Raw genomic sequence first — 23,876 nt, forward strand, 5'->3', positions numbered from 1 at the left:
ATGAGGTGGCAGGCTTGCAGTACGTTTTCTTGAAACCCTCCTGCCGGAACTCCCCCGGGTGTCCGTGCGATTGGGCTGTGTCGGAAAGCGTGCCGCGACAGGGGGTGATCCGTGGGGTCCTTCGGGAGTGGTGACGGTTTTCTCTGTATCGAAGGGGATCTTGATGAGTACCGCGGAAACGATGATGTCTCAGATGACGCAAAAAGGCGGATTTATTGCTGCTCTGGATCAGAGCGGCGGATCTACGCCTGGTGCGTTGAAACAGTACGGCATCCCTGAAAGCGATTACTCGGGCGAGAGCGAGATGTTTGCGCGCATGCATGAGATGCGGGTGCGGATCATCACGGCGCCGTCTTTTACGGGGGAGAAGGTGATCGGGGCCATCCTGTTTGAGCGAACGATGGATGGAGACGTGAAAGGCGAACCGGTCCCGGCCTATCTCTGGCGCGAGCGGGGGGTCGTTCCGTTCGTGAAGATCGACAAGGGTCTGGAAGCGGAAGCGGACGGCGTCCAGCTCATGAAGCCGATGCCGGGGCTGGATGAGCTGCTGGAGCGGGCAGTGAAGCTGGGTGTTTATGGAACGAAGGAGCGCTCCACGATCCGCCTGCCGTCAGAGAGCGGGATTCGGGCTATCGTGCAGCAGCAGTTCGCAGTTGCGGAGCAGGTTCGCAAGCATGGGCTGGTGCCCATTCTGGAGCCGGAAGTGCTCATCAAGAGCCCGGACAAAAAGGCCTGCGAGCAGCTTTTGCATGATTATGTTCTGGAGGAGCTTCAGAAGCTGCCCGAAGACGCGCGGATCATGCTGAAGGTGACGATCCCGGAAGTACCTGATCTGTATGACGATATTGCGCGTGATCCGCGGATGGTCCGTGTCGTTGCCCTGTCAGGGGGCTATCCGCTGGATCAGGCCTGCGAAAAGCTGCGCCATAATCATCGGATGCTCGCGAGTTTTTCCCGGGCCCTGATCGGGGATCTGCGCCATCAGATGGATGACGCGCAGTTCGATGCGACGTTGGGCAGGACGATCGACGAGGTTTACGACGCTTCGGTCCACAAGGTCTGAAAACTCAGGTTCCGGGCCGGATGTCAGGCGATGCTGGCGTCCGGCCTGTTCCACCAGCACTGTTCCGGTTGTCGCGAAATGGTGGGCAGATAATGCTGCGGGTTACCGCCAAGACGGACGGTGTTGGTGGGTGTTTCTTCCAGTTCGATCTCATGGACACGCAGGATATCGCCCTGATCCGCGAGGATGGCGGTCAGTTTGGCAAGCATGAGAGCGGCCATAAGCTCGGTCGTCGGATCGCCGGGGGTAACGACGATGCGTTGGGCGCGCTCGGGCTCGTTCTCGCGGAACCATGCAAGTAGCGGATCGGTTTCTGAGAGCTGGAGCGCGTGGTCGAGGCTGTTGTCCACGAAATGGTGCCAGCGCGTCTTGGCCTCGGCGAAGGGCAGGATCATGTTCGCATGGCCGTCCAGTCTGGCCTGTTTGGCCGGACGCAGCGTGACACGAACATATTCGTTATGGCCGTGCGGGATGGCGCAGCGTTCGCTCGCTCCGGTGATGAGCCGGTGTCCCATGCAGAAACGACGGGTAAAGACGAGTTCAGCAGTCATGTGGCGCCTCCGTGCGAATGGCGGCTCTGCTGGTAGCGCCGCCAGCCATCGGCACGCAGGTTACAGGCGGGGCAACTGCCACAGCCATACCCCCACTCATGCTGATGGGTTCGATCGCCCATGTAGCACGAATGGCTTTCACGATTGATGAGGTTTACGAGTTTCTGCCCGCCGAGCTGCTCCGTCAGATCCCATGTCTGGGCCTTGTCGATCCACATCAGGGGGGTGTGCAGGACAAAGCGCTGGTCCATGCCAAGGTTCAGGGCGACCTGAAGCGCCTTGATCGTGTCATCGCGGCAGTCTGGATAGCCGGAATAGTCGGTTTCACAGACGCCCGTGACGATATGGCGCGCATTGCGGCGGACGGCGAGGGCTGCTGCAAAGGTCAGGAAGATGATGTTGCGGCCAGGCACGAAGGTGTTGGGCAGGCCGCTTTCGTTCAGTCCGATCTCGGCTTCGCGGGTCAGAGCCGTTTCGGACAGGGCGCCGAGGGAGGCGAGGTCGATCGTGTGATCTTCGCCGAGGCGTGATTTCCAGTCTGACGAGAAGGCAGCCATCTGCTCGCGCAGGGTCTCGCGGCATTCGAGTTCGATGGCGTGACGCTGCCCGTAGGCGTATCCGACCGTTTCGACACGATCGAAGCGGGAGAGGGCCCAGGCGAGACAGGTTGCGGAATCCTGACCGCCAGAGAACAGGACAAGAGCAGTGTTGCTGCTGATGGTCATGATCAGGGAATTCCGATCAGCTTGTGGGTCTGGAGCGACAGGCGCCAGCGCGGATGGCGCAGGCAGTAGGCCACGGCGGCCTGTGTGTTGGCAATGCGGTCGGGACCGTCCATCGGCTGGAGCCAGAAATAGCGGAACGCGAGCTGCTCGAAGAGTTCGGGCGGGAGTTCCGGCTGGGGATAGACCAGCTTGAGCTCCGCACCTTCGTCCTGCACGATCGCACCGCCCGGCTTGGGGCTGACGCAAACCCAGTCGATTCCTGCAGGGGCTGCAATGGTACCGTTGGTTTCCACCGCAATTTCGAATCCGCGAGCTTTTACGGCGGTAATCAGGGCGTCATCGAGCTGGAGCAGGGGTTCGCCGCCCGTGAAGACGACATAGCGCCGCCCGCTGTCATCAGCCGTACCGGTCCAGCAGAACTCAATGGTGGAGGCTAAAGCCTCAGCCGTCTCGAAACGGCCGCCGCCTTCACCATCTGTGCCGATGAAATCGGTATCACAGAACGTGCAGGACGCAGTGGCGCGATCCTGCTCGCGGCCCGACCACAGGTTGCAGCCGGCGAAGCGGCAGAACACCGACGCGCGGCCTGTCTGTGCACCCTCGCCCTGGAGGGTCACGAACATTTCCTTCACAGCATATGACATGACCGCAGCATGTCGGCGAGGTTGGCGCAGGATGCAAGGGAAATCATCATACCAGCCTGATGCAAGGGCAGCCGAGGGTGGTTTCGGCCTTCAGGGGGATGGGCAGGACACGCTTTCATGGTAGGGAGAGCGCATGGAAGACATGAATGCCCGTTCTCCTGTCCTGGTTCTTGAACCCCAGCGTGGATGGGGGCTTGTCCGTTCTGCCGCAGCTGATCTGAGGGCAGGTCTGCGGTTGTTTCCGCTCGCCGCTGCACTCGGCTGGCTGGATATCAAGATGCGGTATCGTGGTTCCATCCTCGGGCCGCTGTGGCTGACGCTCTCCACCGCCGTGATGATCGGCGCAACGGGTGCGGTGTATGGCTATCTCTTTCACATGGACCTGAGGACCTATCTCCCCTTCCTGTCGCTTTCTATTGTGCTGTGGGGATATATTGGCACGGTCGTCAATGATGCAGGAACGGTCTTTACGCAGAACACCCCCCTGTTCCATTCGATGCGGATTCCGGCCAGCCTGCCCGTCATACAGGTGATCGTCCGGAACCTGCTGATCCTGCTGCATAATATGGTGGTGGTTGCAGTTGTGTTTGCCGTCTTCCGGATTTGGCCACACCAGATCTGGAGTTTGCTACTCAGCCTTCCTGTCTGGATCGTGGACAGCTTCTGCGTCATCCTGCTGATTGGGATGCTGGGTGCGCGTTTTCGCGATATCGCACCGATCGTGGCATCCCTGATGCAGATTTTCTTCTTTGTGACGCCGGTCATCTGGAAGCCCGAACTGATTACGACCGGACGCCAGTATCTGCTGCTTGATCCGTTCTATTCGCTGCTTGAAATCGTGCGCGCGCCTCTTCTGGGGCGGACGGTGGATGCGGTTGTCTGGGAAGCGGCCATCGGGCACAGCGTGTTCCTGTGGCTTCTGGCGTCCATCCTGTTCTGCCGGATGCGGTCGCGCATTCCCTACTGGATCTGATCTGATGCCCGGTATCGTTGTTGACCGTCTCTGTATCGATTTTCCGCTGTATCATGGTCAGAGCCGTTCTCTGAAACGGCAGGTCGGCAAGACCCTGACCCGCTTTGCACCGTCCTCGCCATCGGCGCATCTGATGCATGACCAGCGCGAACGTACAATTGTCAGCGTGCTGCGAGAAATAAGTTTCACGCTGCGTTCCGGCGAGCGGCTGGGGCTGATTGGCAGTAACGGTGCGGGCAAGACCACGCTCCTGCGGGCGCTTGCCGGCATCTATGAGCCTGTCGCCGGGCGGGTCCGGCTTAAGGGGACGATGCGGACCCTGCTGGACAGTAGTCTGGGTATGAATCCCGATCTTACCGGTCGTGAGAACATCCGTCTCAAAGGCCGGTATGAAGGGTTGTCACGCCAGCAGATAGACCGGATCGAACAGGATGTGCAGGACTTCGCGGAACTCGGGCCTTACATGGATATGCCGGTGAAGGCCTACAGTGCAGGTATGAGTGTCCGTCTGGCGTTCGGTCTGGCGACGGCGTCTGCTCCAGAGATCCTGCTGATGGATGAATGGTTTTTGGCGGGCGACGGCATTTTTATGAACAAGGCCCGCACCCGGCTTGAGGAACTCGTCCAGAAGGCGGAGATCTTGGTGCTCTCGACCCATCAGCCCGAAATCATGCGTCAGTGGTGCACGCGAGTCTTGTGGCTGGAGAATGGACATGTCCGGATGGATGCTACACCCAACGAGGTTCTGGATGTCTATCTGGCACACACGAACTGAGGCCTCAGCCCCCTGAACCAAACCGTGCAAGCGCCCAGGTTGTCCCGAGATACAGCGCGATCGTAAGGGCACACCCTGCCATCAGGGCCAGCCAGAACGGCACTCCCACCCTCAGCAGCCGCGGAATGAGCAGAAACATCGGTAGGGACGGAAGCACGTACCAGAACGTCGCTTCCGCATGGCGGCCCATGACAATGCGGTCAGGTTTTTCTATCCAGAGCCAGATCATGCCCAGAACCGACACTAGTGGCAGGGACGCAATCAGGGCACCCGCTCCAGGATAGCGTCGCGCAACACCCGAGGCCGCAGCGATCAGAACACCTGAGAGTAGACATTTCAGAATAAAGAAAAGCATACCCTTACCTATGGGTAAGCGGTCGTTTTCGAAACTTATTTTTTCTGGGAATGTGGCCAACTCCAGGAAAGGAGTGGCGCGAGTGACGGGGCTCGAACCCGCGACCTCCGGCGTGACAGGCCGGCGCTCTAACCAACTGAGCTACACCCGCAAAACTGCTTATCAGCAGCTTGGGACCTTCCGTTCGGGAAGCTGTTTGGCTTCCTCTCGGTCGGTGGCGGTGATTTATCAGCCTACCCGGGGGGTGGCAATAGGGTTTTCTGAAAAAAAGCTTACCTGACCAAAAAAAACTGCCTTGCCCGGTCCGGATGGGACGTGTCCTTTGTAACGGATCGAGGCAGATGCGGGGATGTCATGACGCTTGGCCGACTGGGTGTGCTTCTGCTGATGGGGGCTGTTCTTGCCGGGTGTGAGAGTGGTCCGCGTCAGTGCACACTGATCATAAGCGGTGACATGCCGGTTCTGAATGACTGGGGAAGCCCCATTGTTCGTGCCGCGATCAATGGGCATCCGGTTGCGCTGATTGTTGATACGGGGGCTTTCTCCACCACGATCGGGAAGAGTTTCGTGGAGCCGCTCGGTCTGGACGATACAGGTGGAACCGTGTTCGTCCGTGGCGTCGGAGGAGACGAGTACGCGCGTGTCGTGACAATCCGCACGCTGGATATGGGAAGTTCCAAGGCCCTGAACATCGCTGTGGCCGGGGTCGGGAAATTTACCGGAAAGATCGCCGGCCTTCCGATTGTGGGATTGTTCGGGCGTGATTTCCTTGGACGCTACGATACGGTTGTGGACATGCCGTCTCATCGGGTGCGTCTGGTTGAAACCGAAGACTGTGCAACGCCGACGCCGGGATGGACGGGGCGTATTCATACAGTTCCCATCAGCCATCCGTATAACGGTGGCCAAAAAACCACGCTGGACATCCGCCTGAATGGCCACGTGACTGATGCTGTTCTTGATACCGGAGCAGGCAGCAGCCTGATCAGCATGGATGGCGCAAGAGCTGCGGGTGTGACGCGTGCCATGCTGGAAAAGGATCCGGTTACGACCGGTTATGGACTCACGCGGGATCCGGTGAAGAATTATCGTCATGATTTCGATACTCTTCAGATGGGCGATATCGTTTTTCGGAATGTCGTCCTGAGGGTCGGGGGTGATCTTCCTGATACGGATGCACTGCTGGGAGCGGATGTTCTCAGGCATTACCGGATCTGGATCCCCCGCTGGGGCAACAGGATGTTTGTCCAGCATGACGTCGATATTCCAGCATCAGCCAACTGAAGAAGTCTGGGAGGCATTAACGGAGTTTCAATACACTGTTCTCTAGGAAGGGAAGCATCTGGTCGGCTGTATGAGGCCGGCGGGGTGTGATCTGTGTTTCTGGAGGCGGTCTGGCATGTCCGACATGCGCTTTGTTCCCATGCAGTTGCGCAGGCGCCTGCTTCTGGCGTTTGCCATCCCTGTCGTTGTTTCTGTCTGTCTGGTGGGATGGCACCTGAAGACTGAGGGGGGACATGCTGCAGGTATCTGGCAGTTCGTGCCCCCTGAACTGGCTCTTTTGGGTCTCTTTTGTGTTGCTGGAATCGTAGCCTTCTTTCAGGTCGCGGCCTATGGGGACGATCTGGCCGGCGCTGTGAGGCAACTTGCGTCGGAAGGAACGTTGCCACGGAATGTCCGTGAAGCCAGCTTGATCCGTTTGCAGGTTCTGCTCGGTGAAGCTCGGACGCATGCAGAGCGCAGCGATGCCATGACCGCCCAGGCGCAGGCCTCTCTTGCCGCTGTGCGGATTGAGGCCGAAGACGCTCGCCAATCGGCAAGAGAAGAAGCGACCGAACATGAGTGCGTCATTGCGGTTCTCGGGAATGCAATGGCCAGTCTGCGCGATGGCGAACTGGACTTTCGTCTCGAAGAGACCCTGCCGGACCGGTACGACCGACTGCGACAGGATTTCAATGATACCGCATCGTCGCTTCAGAAGATGATGGTGTCGCTGAATGACAGTATTTCAACGATTTCGTCCGGATCGGCGGAAATTGCCTCGGCTGCCGACGATCTGGCCCGTCGTACGGAACTTCAGGTTGCCCGGCTTGAAGAAACTACAGTCTCGGTGGGGAACGTCACGGAGACTGTCCGCAAAACGGCGGCAGCGTCCGTTCATGCCAGTGAAGTTGCAAGCCAGACCCGAGACCGTGCCGAGAGGTCAGGTGAAGTGATGGCGGCTGCCACCGCGGCCATGCAGGACATTCAGCAGTCTTCCATCCATATTGCGCAGATCCTGAGTCTGATTGATGACATCGCCTTTCAGACCAATCTCCTGGCGTTGAATGCCGGCGTTGAAGCCGCTCGGGCGGGAGATGCAGGCAAGGGGTTTGCCGTCGTCGCTGCTGAAGTCCGCGCTTTGGCCCAGCGATCGGCTGATGCCGCCAAGGAAATCAAGGGCCTCATCACTTCAAGTACGCAGCAGGTCAGTCGGGGCAGTTCCTTGGTCGAAGAGACAGGGAACGCGATGAAATCCATCGTGGAAAATGTCAGTGAAATCAGCGTCCTGATCGGTGAAATCGCGACGGCTGCGCGCAGTCAGGCCAATGACCTTTCGGAAATTAGCGTTGCGGTCAGCCAGATGGATCAGAATACCCAGCAGAATGCTGCGATGGTCGAAGAGGCGACGGCCGCCAGTCATAATCTGAGCGCGGAGGCTAGGGAGCTAGTCGGAAGCCTTCAGCGGTTTCGTCTGAAAAGCTTGCATGACGCCGAAAAACCGCTTTTTGGAAGCGAAGCGCCAGCTTCTGATCTTCCATCATCGCAGTGGGGAAATGAACCCTTTCAGACATCGGATGAAGGATGGGAGGAGTTCCGTTGATGAGCGTTTTGATGCTGCCTGAACTACTGGACACCAAATACGCTGTTCCTTTTTCGAAACTCCTCAAACAGGAAGAGGGGGAGCTTGTTCTAGATGGACGTCAGGTTGGCCGGCTCGGTGGCCTCTGTTTCCAGTTGCTTGTCTCCGCGTACCGAACGGCACGGGTACAGGGTAGCGATTTCGAAATCAGGAATATTTCTGATGCGATGAGAGAAAATCTTCAGCTGATGGGAGGAGATTTTCTTCTGGAGGCGCGGGGCGACGCATGAATATTCTGGTCGTTGATGATTCCCGAACCATGCGGGACCTTGTCAGTCGAGAGCTGCGCAAAGACGGTTATGAGGTTGAAACATCGGAAGACGGCGTTGAAGCGCTGGAAAGAATTTCTGATTTTCTGCCGGCAGTTATCATAACGGATCTGAACATGCCGCGTATGGATGGGCTGCAACTGACCAGAGCCCTGCGAGCACGGTCAGATACAAAATACGTCCCCATCATTTTTCTGACGACGGAAACCGGTGACGATCTTCGTCGTGCCGCACGCGAAGCAGGTGCGACCGGGTGGATCGTCAAACCGTTCGACGGTCCCAAGCTACTTGCAGCGGTGAGGCGTGTCAGCGCATGAGCACTGAAGATTTCACCGATGATATGGACGCAATCCGACTGATTTTTTTTGATGAATGCGACGAGCAGCTCACGCTTCTGGAAGAAGAGCTGACGGCGCTTGAGGAAGAGCCGGAAAATGGAGAGAAGATCAATACGATCTTCCGGTGTGTTCACTCCATCAAGGGCGGAGCGGCCGCTTTTGGAATGGAAGATCTGGTAAGATTCTCCCATCTTTTCGAGAGCGTGCTTGACCGTTTCCGGTCAGGAGAACTGTCCGTAAATGCTGAGAGCATCAGGGTTTTTCTTAAGTGCAAGGATGCGCTGTCGGATATCGTTTCAGGTTTTAAAAATGGAGCCAGCATTTATGAGGTTGCTCCGGAGATAACCGCCGAACTGGAGCACTATCTCGGGTCTGATGCTTCGGAACCGGAGCCTGCCTCTGAAGAGGCCGGAACGGAAGATATCTTTGGCATGTCTTTTGCGCCGGTGAAAATTGAAATTGATGAACCCAGTGAGCAGCAGTTTTCAATTGTTCTGACCGTATCCGCGGAGTTTTATGAGCGCGGAGATGACATCCGGAATATCCTGATGGCATTGGAAGATCTGGGGAAGATTAAGGTACAGGTTGATAGTGATGCTGTTCCACTTCTTGCCGATATTTCACCTGGCCAGAGTTATCTGACGTGGCAAATTCTGCTGACAACAGAAAAATCACGAGAGAGCATTGATGAGATTTTTGATTGGTGTGGCGATGATCTGCACGCCGTCATTAAATCCGTGCCGGAAGAACCTGAACAAACCATAATACCATCTGCTCCGGTTGCAGAAGAGAAAACGGATCCACCGGCCCGAAAAGGAACCGAGCGCAAGGATTCTGCGACCGTCCGGGTTGATATCCAGCGGATCGACAAACTGGTCGATCTGATTGGAGAACTGGTGATTAACCAGGGGGCTATTCAATCTCAGATGCGTCGCAACAAGGTGCCGGGAGATTCATTTCTGGGCAGCGTGGTCACAGCGCAGGAGCAGCTCATCCATGAACTGCAGGAAAACGTCATTACGATGCGCGCTTATCCGATCAAGACGGTCTTCCAGAAGCTGGGCCGTGTTGTGCGGGAGACGGCCAGACTGACAGACAAGCAGGTTCGGCTTGTTCTGGAAGGAGAGGATACGGAGGTTGATCGGTCCATTCTTGAAAAGCTCTCCGATCCTCTGACCCACATGGTGCGTAATGCCATTGATCACGGGATTGAAAGTCCAGAGGTCAGAGCGCAGGCGGGAAAGGACCCAGAGGGTTTGCTCCGACTTCGCGCATTTCAACGCTCTGGTCGGATCATCGTGGAAATTCAGGATGACGGGGCGGGTCTGGACCCTGACAGGATTTACGAAAAAGCTATTGAAAAGAAGATTATTGAAAAGGGTCAAAGGCTAGATCGGGAAGAAATCTACGCCTTGATTTTCGAGCCGGGATTTTCGACCGTTGCGGAAGTGACCGATGTCTCCGGCCGGGGCGTGGGAATGGATGTTGTCAAGCAGAGTCTTCAGCAGATCAACGGACGGATATTCATTAGTTCATCAAAAGGAAAAGGAACAATATTTTCCATTTCTCTGCCTTTTACCCTCTCCGTTATTGAAGGCATTATCTTTAAATCAGAAGGGCAGGATTTTGTTGTTCCGATCAATAATGTTTCAGAGACAATAATATTTGATAACAGTAAAGCCTTCCATATCGGGGAGGGAAAGTGTGGATATCCTTATCGAGACGGTTATCTGTCTGTAATTTATGCAGCCGATCTGTTGGGTGTTCCTTTTGATAAGAAAAATCAAAAAATATGCTTCGTTATCGAAAACGAAAACGAAGAAAAAATGGCATTTATTGTTGATAAAATTATCGATCAATCAAGATTTGTGGTGAAAAATCTCGAAGATAATTATCGAAAAATTGCCTGCTTCTCTACTGCGACCATTCTAGGGGATGGAAACGTGGCATTTATTCTGGATGTAGAGTTTCTATTTGGTGAACTTTTGAAGAAAAGAGAAAGTTCATTGGAGGAAAGAGTATGATTGGGGAAAAAACGCTGGTCTTTTCCTTGGGTAATCAAGAATTTTCCATCCCGATCTCCGCGGTCAAGGAAATCAAGACTTGGTCAAAAGCAACGCCTTTCCCGGCGGCTCCGGCGTTTGTGGAAGGAGTAGTGAATGTTCGGGGATCCGTAATTCCACTCGTGGATATGGCCCGGATGATGGGCGTTTCCGGGAACAGCAATGAGAAGAAAGCTATCATTTTTCTGAAAAATAAAGACAAGGTTATTGGGTTCTCGGTTTCCAATGTAACAGATATTTCGGATTGGGATGAGGAGGAATTTAAGCCTCTTCCCGAATTGTCTAGCGATGATCTCAAATATTTTCTGAATGGAATTCAGTCTGTATCAGGTCGTTTGATATTTTCTGTAAATGTAGATGCGCTGTTCGAAGGAAGTCTGCAGTGACATCGCCCCCTGTGTTCGAGGCAGACGAAATTTCTGATGAAAATTTCCGGATTATCGCTGGGATTGCCAAGAATTATGCCGGAATTTCTCTGTCGGAAAAGAAAAAGAGCCTAGTCTATTCCAGAATTTCCCGCCGTGTCCGGCAGGAAGGGTTTGGCTGTTTCGATGAGTACTGTGTTTTCCTGATGAGTGAAGCGGGTTCTGGCGAACGCCAGCGCCTTGTTTCGGCGCTGACAACCAATGTCACCAGTTTTTATCGGGAAAAACACCATTTTTCATATCTGGAATCCCTGCTTCGTCAGCAATTATATACCCGCCTTGAACACGGAGAAGAACTTAGGATCTGGTCTGCGGCCTGTTCGAGTGGTGAGGAAGCATATTCGATCGCCATGACGGTCATAAAGTGTCTGTCCACCATTCCGAATCTGAAAGCGAAAATGCTGGCGACAGATATAGATTCCGATGTTCTTCAGCAGGCTCGCCTGGGAAGCTATGCTGTTGTAGAAGCCGAGGCTCTTTTTGAAGATGGAGTGCTGACGTCCTGCCGGCTGGAAGACGATCGGGTCGTCATGTCCGAAAAAATTCGGGGAATGATTCGTTTTCGACGTCTCAATTTGGTTGATCCCTGGCCATTTTCATCCTGTTTTCATGCCATCTTCTGTCGGAATGTCGCGATTTATTTTGATCGTGAAACGCAGGATCAGCTATGGGGCAATCTCTCGCGCCGTATTTTCCCGGGGGGAGAGCTTTATTTGGGGCATTCGGAGCGGATCGCTCATCCTGAGCGGTTTGGCATGGAAAGCTTTGGACATAACGCCTATCGCAAGATTCCGTCTGGCAGGAGGGGGGCTTGAGCGAAGTAAAACCCCTGACTGTCGTGGTCGTCGATGATTCCCTGACGACCCGCGCCCTGATTGCGGCCGCACTCCGGCGGGATCCCAGAGTAAAGATCGTGGGGACTGCCGGAACACCCTTTGAAGCACGTGATCTTATCGTGCGCCTGAATCCGGATGTGCTGACGCTTGATTTCGAGATGCCGTCCATGAACGGTCTGCAGTTTCTTGAAAAAATCATGAGGTTGCGGCCAATGCCTGTCGTGATGGTGTCGGGTCATCTTTCCAGTCATCGGGGACTAATTGAGCAGTCGCTCCGGATGGGAGCAGCGGAATGGTACTCGAAAACGACCACGGTTAACGGGGAGGATCCGTTTACGGGGTTAGGAGATGCGATTGTCCGGGCAGTGGCTGTGAAGAGGCAGGATCCTGTGTCGCTTTCTACAGCGTCTGCAAATCGGACTGTTCCGAAGATAGGAACTGTCGTCGGGATTGGTGCGTCAACGGGAGGGGTGGAAGCACTAACCGATGTTTTGGGGCATTTCCCCGTGGCCTGTCCGCCAACGGTTATCGTGCAGCACATGCCTAGGCAGTTTTCAGAAAGCTTCGCACGCCGTCTGGACCAGATCGTGAAGCCGGAGGTCAGGCTTGCGGAAGAGGGCGATATGCTGAAACCCGGCACGGTGTATGTCGCGTCTGGTGGAGAGCGCCATTTGCGCGTTCGCTGTGGCGCACGGTCTGGAGAATATGTCTGTCAGATGGTTGCGGCGCCACCCGTCAACGGACATCGCCCCTCGGTGGATGAACTGTTTTATTCCCTCGCCACCACAGGCGGAAAAAATGCTGTGGGGGTCATTTTGACGGGGATGGAATGTGACGGGGCGCAGGGTCTGCTGGCCATGCGCCATGCCGGTGCTTCCACAATCGGTCAGGATCGGGCGAGCTCCGTCATTTATGGCATGCCCCGGGCCGCATACGAACTGGGCGCTGTCGAGACGCAGCTTCCGCTTTCTGCCATTGGTCCAGCCATTCTCAATCTTTGTGAACGTCGCTCTTTGGAGACATATCCATGATTTCAGCCTCCTCTATGTCCGTCCTTCTTGTCGACGATCAGACATCCATCCGTTCTATCTTGCGTAATACGCTGAGCCAGATCGGATTCGTACAGATCGCCGGTGCCCGGAATGGACTGGAAGCGCTCGAACATCTCAAAAGCAATCCGGTGCACCTGATTATTTCAGATTTTAACATGCCGGATATGGACGGGCTTGAGCTTCTGAAAGCGGTCAGAAGTAATGTACGGACTGCAAAAACGGGCTTCATCATGTTGACCGGACAGGCCAGCAAGGATCTGGTTCAGCAGGCCATTGCGGAAGGGGTGAACAATTTTCTGGCCAAGCCTTTTACGGCCAGTTCGCTCAAATCTCGTATCGAAGCCGTTTTTGGGCCGATCAGCAGTGTCTGAGGCATCAGGGAAGCTGGCATTGTCGGCAGTTCTGGAAGGCGTGGGTGCACAGCTGTCTTCAAGTATGCAGAACCTGCGTCAATTGGAGGAGGTCTGTCTGAAGGCGTGTGTGGGCGAAACTGCCACGCAGCTGCAGGATTTCGACAGGATCACGCAGGTTTTGGGCCAACTGGCGCAGTGTTGTGAGCAGTTAAGTCATGAGAGCGGTGTGAGAGAGGTACAGGTTCAGTGTTCCATAGTGGATCGGCTGACTCTCTCGGAGGTCCGGCAGCGCCTGCAGAGAGGTGCTATTCAGGTCTCCCCCAAAGCGGGGGAGATGGAATTTTTCTAAAATCCCGCTAAGGATTTTGTCAGCTCGGCTTGCTGGCATCATCGGGGTTGGAGCGGATCATGGTCCGTTGTTTTTGCAGGCCGCGAATGATCTGCTCGACGTCCTGCGGGCCGAAAACGATCCCCACCGGACCATAAGCCGGGTGTTGGAAGGCCAGCATGGAACCTTCGGTCAGAGCATCGATCTGCAAGGCCCAGTTTGTTGTATAGACCGGTGTAAAGCGCGCACCGGCAATAGGGGCCGGCGGCTGTTTTTCAATGAGGCTCGCATGTGCCAGTCCGAGACTGGTGATCAACTGGGAGAGCTGTTTCTCGTCCAGAGCAATGCTACCTGAAACACCGCTGCCTTCCAGGAAAGACAGGGTGATCGTCTTGCTGTCCTCTGAACGTGTGACTTGCATGCGCGGTGCTGTCATGACGTTCGTCGCCTTTCTGTCTGGTTGCGTTGTGATCAGGTGGAAGTTCCAGTGTGGTGGAAGCCGCCCGCCCATGTCCACCAACCCAGACGTGCGCTCTGCGCATTCAGGATTCGAGCTGCGGCAACAGCGCTTTCGGGGCTGGCGAAAATGCCGAAACAGGTGGCGCCTGAACCGCTCATGCGGCTGAGCAGACAGTCTGGCAGGCTTGCGATTGAGGCCAGGACCGTGCCGATGACAGGGCATTGTGAGAGGGCCGGGGCCTGAAGATCGTTCGTGGTGGCGTTCAGATCTGCCACCATGTCCTGTGCCGTGTTCCAGCGGTCTGGCAGAAACGGCTCGGGACGCTCAACAATACCGCCGCCTGCCGCGAAGGCCCGGAAAACGTTCGGTGTTGAAACACCAATGCCCGGATTGACCAGCAGGAGGCCCGCATCTGGCAGGGCCGGAGCGGGGGCAAGAATTTCCCCGATGCCCTGCATCCGGGCTGGGCGTTGGGCAACGCAGACGGGAACATCCGCCCCCAGTGTCTCGGCGATCGGAAAAAGGGCTTCCTGATCGACATTCCATTCCCGTGCCAGCAGACGCAGCGTTGCGGCAGCGTCAGCCGACCCACCACCGATACCGGATGAGACGGGCAGGTTCTTTTGCAGTTCCAGATGAAAGGATTCAGTCAGGCCGCCAATCGTGCTGCCCGCCTGGGCCTGAAGGGCGCGGGCGGCGCGGAGCACGAGATTCTGGTCGTCCGCTTCAAGGCCCTGTCCGAACGGTCCGTCGATCGTCAGGGACATGGTGTCGCTTGGAGCCGTGAGGGCAACGCGGTCTGAAGCACCTGCGAATACGGCAAGACTATCGAGCAGGTGATAGCCATCATCGCGGCGGCCGGTGATGTGCAGAAACAGGTTGATCTTGGCATGCGCACTAGTCTGCGGAGCGGCGGAAGAAGTTGTGTCTGGAAAGGTCATTGTTTCTGTTCGAAGGCTGCGAGATGGGGGCCACCGTTTTGGAGCGCCTGCATTAGAAGGGCGCGATCCTGCGGCTGGGGATTGTCGTCCAGGGACTGGTTCCATTGATCCTGGGCTTCGGTATGCCGTCCGAGATACCAGTAAGCAACGCCCAGATGGTAGCCGATTTCAGCATCGCTGGGCGCATGTTCCGCAGCCTGCACCAGGATGGGGAACGCAGTTTTGATATCCGCGCGATATTTGAGCAGAGCCCAGGCATAGCTGTCCTGAATGGAGGCGTCCGTTGGCTGAAGATCGACGGCCTTTTTCAGCATGGCAAGAGCCTGTGCCTGATCCGAGTCATGTTCGATATTGGCATAGCCCACGAAATTGAGCACTTCGGGCTGGTCTGGCGCGAGTTCCAGCGCATGCCTCATGTCATCCTGGACCATCGGCCAGTTGCTGCTCTCTTCCGCAGCCATCGCGCGGCCGAGCAGGATGGGCCACAGGATCTCCTTGCGGGGCGGGGAAGCCTTGAGGGCGCGGGTATAGAGATCAATGGCCTGAGTATGGTGGCCGCGCTGGTCTTCGACTTCCGCCAGCTGAATCAGGAATTCGGGATTGTCGGGACGCAGGGTCAGGGCGCGATGCAGGGCATCGGCTTCCTGCTCCAGGTCGCCCGAGCGCAGGGCCAGATTAATGCGTTCTTGTGCAGCCAAAGCGGCGAGGGGGTCGGAGGACGGGATGCCATCCAGCGCAGCCAGCCCGCTGGAGATCTGGTTGGCTTCCCGAAAGGTGTCCGCGAGAAAGATGCGCGCGATTGTCAGGCCGGGATCAAGAAAAATAGCCTGTTGCAGGGCAATGATGGCCGGGTCCCGCGGAATGCCGTCCTGTTGGATGACATCCGTGATCATGAGGGCGATCTGCAGGTTGAGAACCGCGCCGCCAAGGGCCGGGCTCGGGCTTTTCAGATGCGGAAGGCTCTGCTGGATCGGGCCGATGACGAGAGAGGTCAGAGGAGAGGTTACATCAAGGGCGGCGATGGCGTTACTGGCCTCCTTGTGACGGCCATGGCGTTCGAGCCAGCTCCCATAAAGCTGTGCATAGAGGATCTGGAGTGTCAGCGGGTCGCCGGAGGCATTTCCTGTTCGGTGATACAGCTGTTCCGCCAACTGCGGGCTGGGAAGGGATTCCGCGATCATGGCCGCATGCAGAAGATACAGTCTGCGGGTCGTGGGTTGGGCTGCCGCTTCTCCCAGCAGATTCAGGGCTTTGTCGGCATGCCCCTCGGCCGCAAGGCTCCAGGCCATGAGAGTGGGGGCTGCAATGGCGACGAGTGGGCCGTGATGGGGGCTGCGGGTCAGGATACGGCGCATTTCGGCCCAGTCCTGACGGGCAAAGGCATCCTGCGCGAGAATGAGGGTCCCGATATCGCTGCCGATGTCATGATCGGGCAGTGCGTTGGCGAGTCTGACAGCCTCGGCTTGTTTCCCAGCCATCGCGGCGTAACGCAGAGCATCGTGCTGCAACCGGAGATTGTGTGGGGCGAGAGGCAGGGCATGCGAAAGCGCCAGATTGGCGGCGGAAATATCTCCGCGTTCCATCATGACGGTCGCAGCCATCATCCAGCCGGTCAGGGATTTTTCAGGATTGATGGCGGGTAGCATGGCGGGAGGAACGGCTGCTGCGGCGCCCTCCGTGAGGCAGCTACCCAGCATAAGAGCGGGAAGCGCCAGACGGAGCGGACGGGAAAAATCCTCGAATGATCTGGGCCAGCCGCGTGTGATCTGCATAATGGACGAAACTTTAGCCCTCTTGAGGTCTGACGCCAACTGCTCCCCCTTCCGGGAACGGTGGCTTACAGGTCGGGAGGTAACCAGAACGGATAGATCATGACGCCCCAGCCGGTTGTGAGCCGGGCCGAACTTCTGGCCGCGCTCCAGCTTCAGTATGAATGGGGAGCCGACGAGGCTCTGTGCGAACTGCCCGTGGACCGTCTTTCCGAGGCGGCTCCCCGGCTGCCTGTATCCATGCCGCAACGTGGGGAGGAGGGGCAGCGGACGATTGCGCGGCCTTCGCCGGAAATGTGGGATGGCGCGCGTCCGGCCGGCGCAAAGGTTATCGAAACGGCAACGGGTAGCCTCTCCATGCAGGCGCTTGAGAAGGCGCATGATTTGCCGACCTTGATGCGGCTGACCGAGGCTCCGGACGATTTGTTTCTTGCCCGGACCGCCACGCACCGGCTGGAACCGGTTTTCGTGGAAAACGCCCCCTTCATGCTGATCGGCGAGGCACCCGATGCAGACGAGGACCGGTCCGGCACGCTCTTCGCGGGAGAGGCAGGCTCGCTTCTGGAGAAGATGCTGCGGTCAGCCGGGTTGGAGCGGGGGCAGATTTCCATGGCGCCCGCCCTGCCGTGGCGACCGCCGGGCGGGCGGACACCGAGTGATACGGAGATGCAGGCCTGTCACCCGCTCCTTCTGCGGACGATTGTCCTGTGTCGGCCCCGATTTCTGGTGACGATGGGCGTGACTCCCCTGAAGATGTTGCTAGGGGCTGATGCGGCGGTTGGGCGCTTACGTGGGAAGTGGATGGAGGTTTCGCTTCCCGGGCTTGCGACTCCGGTTCCGCTCCTGCCGATGCGGCACCCTCTGCAACTGCGGGCTAGTGCGGCTGCGCGGCGTAATGCATGGCAGGATCTGCTGATTCTGATGGAGAAATTGGCTCCGGAGGGATGAGGACCGAACTGGTACAAATGAGGTCATCAAAAAACTTCGAGAAAACGTAAAAAAACGCGCCAAGACAGGTGTTTGCCACTGGATTGTTTTGGGGTTGGTATGTACAATTGCCCAGTCCATGGTTGCATCAAAATCCGCAAGATCTTGCCAACGGCATGCAAAGCGGGTAGCAACCCGCTGCTATGCGAAGGACAACCCCTTTCATTTCTGGCAGTAACGCACGGGCTCTGCTCGTTAGCGTGCTGATTCTGGCCGGTGGCTCACTGTCCCCGGTGCGTGCGGCAAGCACACGAGATCTTCCCCCTCAGCCGGAGCGGGTGGGGGATGAGACCGCTTTTGCCGAGGTCCGTCCGTCTCTGGGCGGGGATGGCATTGTTTCGCTTCCCCATCCGCTCACCGCTGCAATGGCCAGCCGCTACCGGCTGATCTTCCGGGCTCAGCGGGAAGGCAACGCTCGGATTGTTCAGGACCAGCTCCGTCTGGTGACGGATCATGTTCTCCTGCCGGATGTGCTGGCAGAGCGTTATCTGACGCCGGGCGCTCATCCGGCCGTCGAGCAGCTTCGGGAATGGTTGCATGACTATGCCTCCCAGCCCGATGCCGCCAGTATTCAGGCTCTACTCCTGAAAATCGCGCTTCCGGGAACGGTGCAGCCCCAGTCCTTCGTCCGTCCGCTTGCCGCTGATGCGCGGCCTGAAGACGTGAAGGGCGCATGTGCTCCGGTTGATCCCCTGCTTCATGCCTTTGTGCGCAATCCGCTTCTGGACCGGACGGTTCAGGAGCGGGTGTTCTCGGGTGTGCGGGGGGCAGAAAGTGCGCTGCATCTTGTGGATATCACGCCGGGCATGACGGCGCCGTATGCCGCCCAGCTTTATGGCGAGGTTGCGCTTGGGCTGCTATCCCAGGGGGAAACCCTACTGGCCCTGCGGCATGGCAGCGTGGGATTTGGCCGCGGCAACAATCAGGTGGGCTTGCCTGCCTATGTTGCGGGCCTGGCGGCCTGGCGTGAAGGCCATATCGAGGCGGCCTATGACCTGTTCCAGTCTGCGGCAAACGCGCCCGTGACGACCGTGGAGATCCGCGCGGCCGCTGCCTTCTGGGCCGCACGTGCCGAAGGGCGGCGTCATGACATGGTCGGCTATGTAAAATGGCTCCATCGTGCCGCTATTCACCATGAGACGTTCTACGGTATTCTGGCGTCTCAGACGCTTGATCTCGGACGGCATGGCCATGCGCGCCTGCCGGATGGCGGCGTGGAGATCACGCTACACGATCCGGTGCCTGTTCTTGCGGAAATCGATGTCGAGGCAGTCGGGGCTCTTCCGCAGGGGCGTCAGCTCTTCGCTCTGCTGCAGGTCGGCGAGCGGGTGCGGGCTGAGAAACTGATCCGACGGATGTGGGTCGATGTTGCAGATGATAGCGCACGCTCCCGCTCGCTTCAGCTCGTAGCGCAGGCGGCGGGCTACGAGGATCTGTCTGAACAGCTCGCCTCTCTCATTATGCATCAGGAAGCGCAGATAACGAAGCCGACGCCGCTTCCCCTGCCGTCCCTGAAGCCCAGGCATGGATTTCGCATGAATCCGGCGCTGGTCTATGCTCTGACACGGGTTGAATCCAATTTCGACCCCTCAGCGACGTCGGGTGCCGGAGCGCATGGTCTCATGCAGATCCGTCCTGTAACGGCCAGCTTCGTCACCGCATCGCACATGACGTATGACTCGCATGGTGTGGCGGTGATCCCGGTTGCGCCGGACATGGTCAGTCGCTTGCACAACCCATCCTCCAATCTGGAGATCGGGCAGCTCTACGTGTTGTATTTGGCGAACCAGTCCAGCCGGATCGCGACGGTTAGCCCTCCGGAAGGCGGCGATCTGGTCCGGGTTCTGGCATCCTACAATGCCGGCCCGGGGGCCATTGCCCGCTGGGAAGGTGCGCAGAAGGCGGAGGTGCACGATCCGTTATTCTTTATGGAAACGCTCCCCAATGGGGAAACGCGGGACTATGTCCATCGCGCCCTGACCTATACCTGGCTTTATGCGCACCGTATGGGTCTGCCGTCTCCCTCGCTAAAGGCGCTGTCGCGGTCTGAATGGCCGTCCTTCGGGGAAGAGCAGGCGATGGCGCATGAGCGAATGGTTCTGAACTAAAGGATACGGAACAAAAAAACCCCGGTCTGAACCGGGGCTTTTTTTGTTCTTCTGCTGCTGTGGGGCCGTATCAAAGACCGTAAATCTGCTCATGGTCATCAATGGAACCGTGAGCAGATTGTGTAATGATTTTCCTATCCCCTCAGGCTCGTTGAGCTGTCTGTTCCTCGGGGAAAGCGGTCTCTGTAAAATAGGTGTTAGTCGCCAGGACAGTGATGGAAAGAACGCCGAAATGCAGGGGTGCGCGCTCGCCAAGCGGGATGAGACCACTTCCGGTCGTCCAGCGGCAGCGTGCGTTTTCCGGTCCTGCCCATCCTTCAAGGGGCTGATGCTCCAGGTGAGCCTCAAGGTCGGTGGTGCTTCCTGAATCGAAAAACACGATATCGCCCACAAGAACACCAAGGGTGCGGCGGTCATCGACGAAAGGACCGATGGTGTCACAGGGACGCGATGCGCGGGACGTGAGCCTGACTGAGCTGATCCCTGGCGGGATCATGAAGAGAACCCGGTTTTTCGTCTGTCGCATCGGATAGATGATCTGGCCGTCTGATGCGAGGAGATGTAGATCGGGATCTTCTGTGATGTGCGGGGTCTGGTCCGTGCTCGCCATTGATTTGTCCAACCGGCAGTGAGTAAGCGCGCGGGCTTCGATCTGGCGATAGAGGGGCTCGACGAAGGCACGGCTGACTTCCAGCGGCGCCGCTGCATCTTCCCAGCTTTTGTGTTGGCCGCCGATGGCGAGGATTTTTCCGTCCTGCCGGAAGGTGTGCCGGTTACCCGTATCAAGGTAGCTTTCGGTCAGCATTCCGTCGGCCATGATGACGGAATGCTCCTGGGTCTCGACATGGTAGTATTCGTAAGAGGTCAGGGAGCGGTCGTAGAAGATGGAACTGCCGTTGACCAGCATTCGTGCGGGGACAAAACGGCCGTCCATGAACAGGCAGTGTTCTGCCGTGATCAGCATGTCCTTATGAGGGACATTATCTGCGATGGCGTTGGCGAGGACGCGGATGGGATAGCCGGCCTGATCATCGGGAAGGGACGGGTTGGTGGTGGCCTGTCGCCGACCGGTCCAGATGACCCTGCGGACAGCATGCGTGTCTCCATGCCATGCTAGGATCTCGTCACCCGTACGAAGGTCCTGGATCGGGGTTTCGCCGGATGGTGTACGGATCATGGAGTCAGCGAGGAAGCAGACACCAATATAGGTATTGCCCTTTGAATAGGTGATGCTGAGCGGGTTATTGTCTGCGCTCAGGGCATTGTAAGTGCCGGTTGCAAGTGTGGCGTTGCTGGCCAGCGTGACGGTGTAGGTGGCGATTTCTGTATTGCCATTTCCGCCATAAAGCGTGATCGTGCGTGAAGAACCGCTCCCGGCTATTGTATATCCTGTAATTTCAGTAACCGTATTCTGTAGTTCGATCGTGTCTTTGGTCGGGTTGTAGTTGGTGATCGATGTACCGCTCAGGTCAATGAGCGTTCCGCCTCCATTGAGGATCAGCGTTCCACCGCCGGTACCAAAATTAATTGTGGATCCGGTCAGGATGCTGGCGAGATTTGACCCGGAAACATAGGAACCGCCCTCACTGATGTTGATGGTGGAGCCCTGAAGTGCGCTGGCAAGGAGGCCGCTGGAGAAAGTGAGTTCTCCGCCAACGACATTCAGCGTTAGTCCTGATACAGCGCTGACGCCTATAGTGACAGTCGTGTCGCCACCAATATAGAAGTTTACGGCGCTGAGTGCATTAAGAAGAATATCAATGCCGCCGGTTGATCCGGGAACACTGACATAGGTTCCACTCAGAAGGCTGGCCAGAACGACAACAGAACTGGTTCCAGTGACGATATTACCTGTTGGAACACTAGATAGTGTGGTGATGGTAGTGCCAGAACTGTCTTTAATGGTGACATTCTGAAATAAGCCCACAAGGTCAGATTGAGTAACGGTATAGGTGGTGGTGGTTCCGGGATATGAAGTCATGATAATTCCTTTTTGTTAGTATTTGGCTAACATTTATTTGAATTTCATTCTGCGCTTTGTTTACGATATAAAAACAAGGCTTAGATAATCTTCACAATTTTTCGATTCTGCTCAACATAAAATAACTCAAGTGTAAGTTACTTCGTCGCTACTTTGGTTTAGACAAAAATTGATTGTCTTTTACAAACAAAATATTTCTTCTGTGGTTTATGGGGTGTATTATCAATGCGGATTGTAGAAAATTCGCATCGTTCTTTGTGAAAAAATTGCGGAGTTCCGCTATTTGTTTGAGATCATGAAAGAAATATTTTGATTGAAAAAAAACTAACTTATATCTGTGTTAATATCGTGAATTGCAATATTTTCAGTGGTTGTGCGGCCCTGTTCAGGGAGTGGAGTGGGCCAATATTCCTCTTTGATAAATTATTTTTTAAAAAAACTCGATCAGCATGACACCAGTTGCGATCAGGATCAGGGCTGCGAAGAGGACGAGGGCCAGACGCTTTTCAATGAAGTCGCGGATGGGTTCGCCGAACGTGCGGAGCAGAGCGGCTTCAAGGAAGAAGCGGGCGCCGCGGGTGACGATACTGGCGGCGATGAAGGGTAGCAGGGAAAAATGGGCTGCACCGGCCGCTAGCGTGACGAATTTGTAGGGGAGTGGGGTCAGGCCCTTGGCGAGGATGATCCAGACACCGTAATGGCGGAACATGGCCTCAAGATTCAGGATGCGCTGATCGGCATGATAGAAATGCGCGATCGGCATGCCGACATGCTCCATGAGGAACGCCCCGAGGATCCAGCCGACCAGCCCGCCCGCAACGCTGGCCAGGGTACAGACCAGAGCCAGAAACCAGGCCCGTTCACGATTGGCGAGCAGCATGGGCACGAGCATCAGGTCCACCGGCAGTGGAAAGATCGAGGCCTCTGCCGTCGCGACAATGACCAGCCACCATACGGCGCGCGGAGACGCGGCGAGTTCGGTAATGCGCGTATACAGCAGTGTCAGCATGGCAGTCGGGTATTCCTGTGAGAGCGTGCAGGCTGTCGTAGCCGTCCTGCTTCCGCTTGAAAATCCGTAACCCAGCGCAACGTGTGTTCCGGTGTGGGAACGGGTTATAGACAGCGGAACTGTTCTTCTGGAGTGCTGCCGTTTCATGGAAAAAATCCTTCCGCCGTTTCAGCGTTATTCCCTTGTGGCCAAGATGTTTCACTGGAGTATGGCGGCGATCATCATTCCTCTGTGGTTGCTCGGGTTTTATGTGGGGCGGATCATGCCGCATGCGGCTACGCCTCAGAAGGCGCTCCTGCTGCTGATCCACAAGGAGATCGGACCGTTCATCATCGTCCTCACGCTCCTGCGGCTTGTCTGGCGCGCGACGCACCGGCCCCCCGCCATGTCAGCGGAGATCCCGGAAGAGGAGCGTCTGGCGGTTCAGGTCGGGCATTTCGGGTTGTATGCGATGATGCTGATTGTGCCGCTGACAGGATGGGTGCGGAGTTCGGTCCACGGCCTGCCGATCCCCATGATGTGGATCGTGAACCTGCCGCCTCTGGCGCACAAGGCGCCGGTTTTCGTACCGCTGGTGAATGTGTTGCACCAGTTCTCGTCATGGGTGCTGGGAATTCTGATCGCCGGGCATGTGATCGCGGCACTGCTGCATCGTTATGGTCGCAAGGACAGCATCATGGACCGGATGCTCTGAATCCTGATCCGCAGCGTGTGCCGTTATTTAACCACGTTCTATTGGATTATAAAAATAAGAAGAGAAACTATGTAAAAAGCATAAAATATGATCGTAAACAGAATGATTATGATGAATAATAGGGTTATGTTTCCTGATGCTTTATAAATGAAAATATTTTTATGATTGAATATAACGTATACAAATAGAAGAACTGAAACCGCAGCCAAAATCGCTAACGAAAACTCCATCATCGGGTCCGACCTAATTCCATTGATCCATCAATAGATCTGATC

At 56.5% G+C, this 23,876-nt stretch carries 24 protein-coding genes and 1 tRNA gene; 15 read left to right on the plus strand and 10 right to left on the minus strand.

Annotation, left to right across the window (positions count from 1 at the left end):
• Positions 1-163 precede the first annotated feature (163 nt).
• The gene (locus GSP01_RS00130; protein WP_141349446.1) at positions 164-1,063 is read left to right on the plus strand and encodes a fructose bisphosphate aldolase; all 900 of its coding nucleotides are present in this window, start codon (positions 164-166) and stop codon (positions 1,061-1,063) included.
• Positions 1,064-1,086: 23 nt separating this feature from the next.
• On the opposite strand, the gene GSP01_RS00135 is transcribed toward GSP01_RS00130, so the two are convergent.
• From GSP01_RS00135 to queE, 3 genes are read right to left on the minus strand one after another with little or no spacing between them, the layout of a single operon-like run.
• Positions 1,087-1,614 (minus strand): 6-carboxytetrahydropterin synthase, encoded by a 528-nt coding sequence (locus GSP01_RS00135; protein WP_141349448.1) that lies wholly within the window; start codon positions 1,612-1,614, stop codon positions 1,087-1,089.
• Positions 1,611-2,339, minus strand: coding sequence for a 7-cyano-7-deazaguanine synthase QueC (gene queC, locus GSP01_RS00140; RefSeq protein WP_141349450.1), 729 nt, complete (start codon positions 2,337-2,339; stop codon positions 1,611-1,613). The genes GSP01_RS00135 and queC overlap by 4 nt, the downstream gene beginning before the upstream one ends.
• A gap of 2 nt (positions 2,340-2,341) precedes the next feature.
• On the minus strand, positions 2,342-2,983 hold the full coding sequence (gene queE, locus GSP01_RS00145; RefSeq protein WP_141349453.1) for a 7-carboxy-7-deazaguanine synthase: 642 nt from the start codon (positions 2,981-2,983) through the stop codon (positions 2,342-2,344).
• Between the two features lie 142 nt (positions 2,984-3,125).
• On the opposite strand from queE, the gene GSP01_RS00150 reads away from it, so the two are divergent.
• Together GSP01_RS00150 and GSP01_RS00155 are read left to right on the plus strand one after the other, a co-directional pair.
• Entirely contained in the window at positions 3,126-3,956 is an 831-nt protein-coding gene (locus GSP01_RS00150) for an ABC transporter permease (protein ID WP_228123669.1), read from the plus strand.
• 4 nt (positions 3,957-3,960) lie between these two features.
• On the plus strand, positions 3,961-4,731 hold the full coding sequence (locus GSP01_RS00155) for an ABC transporter ATP-binding protein (RefSeq protein ID WP_141349457.1): 771 nt from the start codon (positions 3,961-3,963) through the stop codon (positions 4,729-4,731).
• Positions 4,732-4,735: 4 nt separating this feature from the next.
• On the opposite strand, the gene GSP01_RS00160 is transcribed toward GSP01_RS00155, so the two are convergent.
• Together GSP01_RS00160 and GSP01_RS00165 are read right to left on the minus strand one after the other, a co-directional pair.
• On the minus strand, positions 4,736-5,086 hold the full coding sequence (locus GSP01_RS00160) for a DUF3147 family protein (RefSeq protein WP_141349459.1): 351 nt from the start codon (positions 5,084-5,086) through the stop codon (positions 4,736-4,738).
• A gap of 74 nt (positions 5,087-5,160) precedes the next feature.
• Positions 5,161-5,237, minus strand: a tRNA-Asp gene (locus tag GSP01_RS00165).
• A 203-nt stretch (positions 5,238-5,440) separates the two neighbouring features.
• On the opposite strand from GSP01_RS00165, the gene GSP01_RS00170 reads away from it, so the two are divergent.
• The 9 genes from GSP01_RS00170 (at position 5,441) to GSP01_RS00210 (ending at position 13,342) form a co-directional block, all read left to right on the plus strand.
• Positions 5,441-6,370: a retroviral-like aspartic protease family protein gene (locus tag GSP01_RS00170; RefSeq protein ID WP_141349461.1), complete on the plus strand. Its 930-nt coding sequence runs from the start codon at positions 5,441-5,443 to the stop codon at positions 6,368-6,370.
• Between the two features lie 115 nt (positions 6,371-6,485).
• Complete coding sequence (locus GSP01_RS00175) at positions 6,486-7,949, plus strand: methyl-accepting chemotaxis protein (RefSeq protein ID WP_141349463.1); 1,464 nt, start codon at positions 6,486-6,488, stop codon at positions 7,947-7,949.
• Positions 7,949-8,218 (plus strand): STAS domain-containing protein, encoded by a 270-nt coding sequence (locus tag GSP01_RS00180; protein ID WP_249193381.1) that lies wholly within the window; start codon positions 7,949-7,951, stop codon positions 8,216-8,218. The genes GSP01_RS00175 and GSP01_RS00180 overlap by 1 nt, the downstream gene beginning before the upstream one ends.
• Positions 8,215-8,574 carry a response regulator gene (locus tag GSP01_RS00185; RefSeq protein ID WP_141349467.1) on the plus strand — a complete coding sequence of 120 codons (360 nt, stop codon included), beginning with the start codon at positions 8,215-8,217 and terminating at the stop codon, positions 8,572-8,574. Before GSP01_RS00180 ends, GSP01_RS00185 begins: the two co-directional genes overlap by 4 nt.
• The gene (locus GSP01_RS00190) at positions 8,571-10,619 is read left to right on the plus strand and encodes a chemotaxis protein CheA (protein ID WP_141349469.1); all 2,049 of its coding nucleotides are present in this window, start codon (positions 8,571-8,573) and stop codon (positions 10,617-10,619) included. The genes GSP01_RS00185 and GSP01_RS00190 overlap by 4 nt, the downstream gene beginning before the upstream one ends.
• A complete protein-coding gene (locus GSP01_RS00195) occupies positions 10,616-11,044 on the plus strand; it encodes a chemotaxis protein CheW (RefSeq protein WP_141349471.1) in 429 nt (142 codons plus the stop codon). Before GSP01_RS00190 ends, GSP01_RS00195 begins: the two co-directional genes overlap by 4 nt.
• On the plus strand, positions 11,041-11,898 hold the full coding sequence (locus GSP01_RS00200; RefSeq protein ID WP_141349473.1) for a CheR family methyltransferase: 858 nt from the start codon (positions 11,041-11,043) through the stop codon (positions 11,896-11,898). The genes GSP01_RS00195 and GSP01_RS00200 overlap by 4 nt, the downstream gene beginning before the upstream one ends.
• Positions 11,895-12,950, plus strand: coding sequence for a chemotaxis-specific protein-glutamate methyltransferase CheB (gene cheB, locus GSP01_RS00205; RefSeq protein WP_141349475.1), 1,056 nt, complete (start codon positions 11,895-11,897; stop codon positions 12,948-12,950). The genes GSP01_RS00200 and cheB overlap by 4 nt, the downstream gene beginning before the upstream one ends.
• A complete protein-coding gene (locus GSP01_RS00210; RefSeq protein ID WP_141349477.1) occupies positions 12,947-13,342 on the plus strand; it encodes a response regulator in 396 nt (131 codons plus the stop codon). Before cheB ends, GSP01_RS00210 begins: the two co-directional genes overlap by 4 nt.
• 350 nt (positions 13,343-13,692) lie before the next feature.
• On the opposite strand, the gene GSP01_RS00215 is transcribed toward GSP01_RS00210, so the two are convergent.
• Genes GSP01_RS00215 through GSP01_RS00225 form a run of 3 tightly spaced genes read right to left on the minus strand, consistent with a single transcriptional unit; the run spans position 13,693 to position 16,825 of the window.
• Entirely contained in the window at positions 13,693-14,088 is a 396-nt protein-coding gene (locus tag GSP01_RS00215; protein WP_228123668.1) for a hypothetical protein, read from the minus strand.
• A 35-nt stretch (positions 14,089-14,123) separates the two neighbouring features.
• Entirely contained in the window at positions 14,124-15,053 is a 930-nt protein-coding gene (locus GSP01_RS00220) for a 4-(cytidine 5'-diphospho)-2-C-methyl-D-erythritol kinase (RefSeq protein WP_141349479.1), read from the minus strand.
• Positions 15,050-16,825 carry a tetratricopeptide repeat protein gene (locus tag GSP01_RS00225; RefSeq protein WP_141349481.1) on the minus strand — a complete coding sequence of 592 codons (1,776 nt, stop codon included), beginning with the start codon at positions 16,823-16,825 and terminating at the stop codon, positions 15,050-15,052. Before GSP01_RS00225 ends, GSP01_RS00220 begins: the two co-directional genes overlap by 4 nt.
• A gap of 99 nt (positions 16,826-16,924) precedes the next feature.
• Here GSP01_RS00225 and GSP01_RS00230 point away from each other — a divergent pair, with 99 nt between their 5' ends.
• Both GSP01_RS00230 and GSP01_RS00235 read left to right on the plus strand, forming a co-directional pair.
• Positions 16,925-17,770 (plus strand): uracil-DNA glycosylase, encoded by an 846-nt coding sequence (locus GSP01_RS00230; RefSeq protein WP_141349484.1) that lies wholly within the window; start codon positions 16,925-16,927, stop codon positions 17,768-17,770.
• Between the two features lie 182 nt (positions 17,771-17,952).
• On the plus strand, positions 17,953-19,917 hold the full coding sequence (locus GSP01_RS00235; protein ID WP_174787497.1) for a transglycosylase SLT domain-containing protein: 1,965 nt from the start codon (positions 17,953-17,955) through the stop codon (positions 19,915-19,917).
• Positions 19,918-20,059: 142 nt separating this feature from the next.
• Here GSP01_RS00235 and GSP01_RS00240 read toward each other — a convergent pair whose 3' ends face one another.
• Both GSP01_RS00240 and GSP01_RS00245 read right to left on the minus strand, forming a co-directional pair.
• Complete coding sequence (locus GSP01_RS00240; RefSeq protein ID WP_228123667.1) at positions 20,060-21,898, minus strand: Hint domain-containing protein; 1,839 nt, start codon at positions 21,896-21,898, stop codon at positions 20,060-20,062.
• A gap of 430 nt (positions 21,899-22,328) precedes the next feature.
• Positions 22,329-22,907: a YqaA family protein gene (locus GSP01_RS00245; RefSeq protein ID WP_141349486.1), complete on the minus strand. Its 579-nt coding sequence runs from the start codon at positions 22,905-22,907 to the stop codon at positions 22,329-22,331.
• Between the two features lie 145 nt (positions 22,908-23,052).
• Here GSP01_RS00245 and GSP01_RS00250 point away from each other — a divergent pair, with 145 nt between their 5' ends.
• A complete protein-coding gene (locus GSP01_RS00250; RefSeq protein WP_141349488.1) occupies positions 23,053-23,601 on the plus strand; it encodes a cytochrome b in 549 nt (182 codons plus the stop codon).
• The last annotated feature ends 275 nt before the right edge of the window (positions 23,602-23,876 follow it).

Origin of the sequence: Gluconobacter sphaericus NBRC 12467, from assembly GCF_006539125.1 — a bacterium.
Taxonomy (GTDB): domain Bacteria; phylum Pseudomonadota; class Alphaproteobacteria; order Acetobacterales; family Acetobacteraceae; genus Gluconobacter; species Gluconobacter sphaericus.

Bases quoted from the DNA above. Each gene is read 5' to 3' on its own strand.
- GSP01_RS00225 (WP_141349481.1), bottom strand. From the start codon at position 16,825: ATGCAGATCACACGCGGCTGGCCCAGATCATTCGAGGATTTTTCCCGT.
- GSP01_RS00245 (WP_141349486.1), bottom strand. From the start codon at position 22,907: ATGCTGACACTGCTGTATACGCGCATTACCGAACTCGCCGCGTCTCCG.
- GSP01_RS00190 (WP_141349469.1), top strand. From the start codon at position 8,571: ATGAGCACTGAAGATTTCACCGATGATATGGACGCAATCCGACTGATT.
- queC (WP_141349450.1), bottom strand. From the start codon at position 2,339: ATGACCATCAGCAGCAACACTGCTCTTGTCCTGTTCTCTGGCGGTCAG.
- GSP01_RS00160 (WP_141349459.1), bottom strand. From the start codon at position 5,086: ATGCTTTTCTTTATTCTGAAATGTCTACTCTCAGGTGTTCTGATCGCT.
- GSP01_RS00235 (WP_174787497.1), top strand. From the start codon at position 17,953: ATGCGAAGGACAACCCCTTTCATTTCTGGCAGTAACGCACGGGCTCTG.
- GSP01_RS00215 (WP_228123668.1), bottom strand. From the start codon at position 14,088: ATGACAGCACCGCGCATGCAAGTCACACGTTCAGAGGACAGCAAGACG.
- GSP01_RS00170 (WP_141349461.1), top strand. From the start codon at position 5,441: ATGACGCTTGGCCGACTGGGTGTGCTTCTGCTGATGGGGGCTGTTCTT.
- GSP01_RS00250 (WP_141349488.1), top strand. From the start codon at position 23,053: ATGGAAAAAATCCTTCCGCCGTTTCAGCGTTATTCCCTTGTGGCCAAG.
- GSP01_RS00210 (WP_141349477.1), top strand. From the start codon at position 12,947: ATGATTTCAGCCTCCTCTATGTCCGTCCTTCTTGTCGACGATCAGACA.
- GSP01_RS00150 (WP_228123669.1), top strand. From the start codon at position 3,126: ATGAATGCCCGTTCTCCTGTCCTGGTTCTTGAACCCCAGCGTGGATGG.
- GSP01_RS00135 (WP_141349448.1), bottom strand. From the start codon at position 1,614: ATGACTGCTGAACTCGTCTTTACCCGTCGTTTCTGCATGGGACACCGG.
- GSP01_RS00195 (WP_141349471.1), top strand. From the start codon at position 10,616: ATGATTGGGGAAAAAACGCTGGTCTTTTCCTTGGGTAATCAAGAATTT.
- GSP01_RS00185 (WP_141349467.1), top strand. From the start codon at position 8,215: ATGAATATTCTGGTCGTTGATGATTCCCGAACCATGCGGGACCTTGTC.
- GSP01_RS00180 (WP_249193381.1), top strand. From the start codon at position 7,949: ATGAGCGTTTTGATGCTGCCTGAACTACTGGACACCAAATACGCTGTT.
- GSP01_RS00240 (WP_228123667.1), bottom strand. From the start codon at position 21,898: ATGACTTCATATCCCGGAACCACCACCACCTATACCGTTACTCAATCT.
- GSP01_RS00130 (WP_141349446.1), top strand. From the start codon at position 164: ATGAGTACCGCGGAAACGATGATGTCTCAGATGACGCAAAAAGGCGGA.
- GSP01_RS00175 (WP_141349463.1), top strand. From the start codon at position 6,486: ATGTCCGACATGCGCTTTGTTCCCATGCAGTTGCGCAGGCGCCTGCTT.
- GSP01_RS00155 (WP_141349457.1), top strand. From the start codon at position 3,961: ATGCCCGGTATCGTTGTTGACCGTCTCTGTATCGATTTTCCGCTGTAT.
- GSP01_RS00230 (WP_141349484.1), top strand. From the start codon at position 16,925: ATGACGCCCCAGCCGGTTGTGAGCCGGGCCGAACTTCTGGCCGCGCTC.
- queE (WP_141349453.1), bottom strand. From the start codon at position 2,983: ATGTCATATGCTGTGAAGGAAATGTTCGTGACCCTCCAGGGCGAGGGT.
- GSP01_RS00220 (WP_141349479.1), bottom strand. From the start codon at position 15,053: ATGACCTTTCCAGACACAACTTCTTCCGCCGCTCCGCAGACTAGTGCG.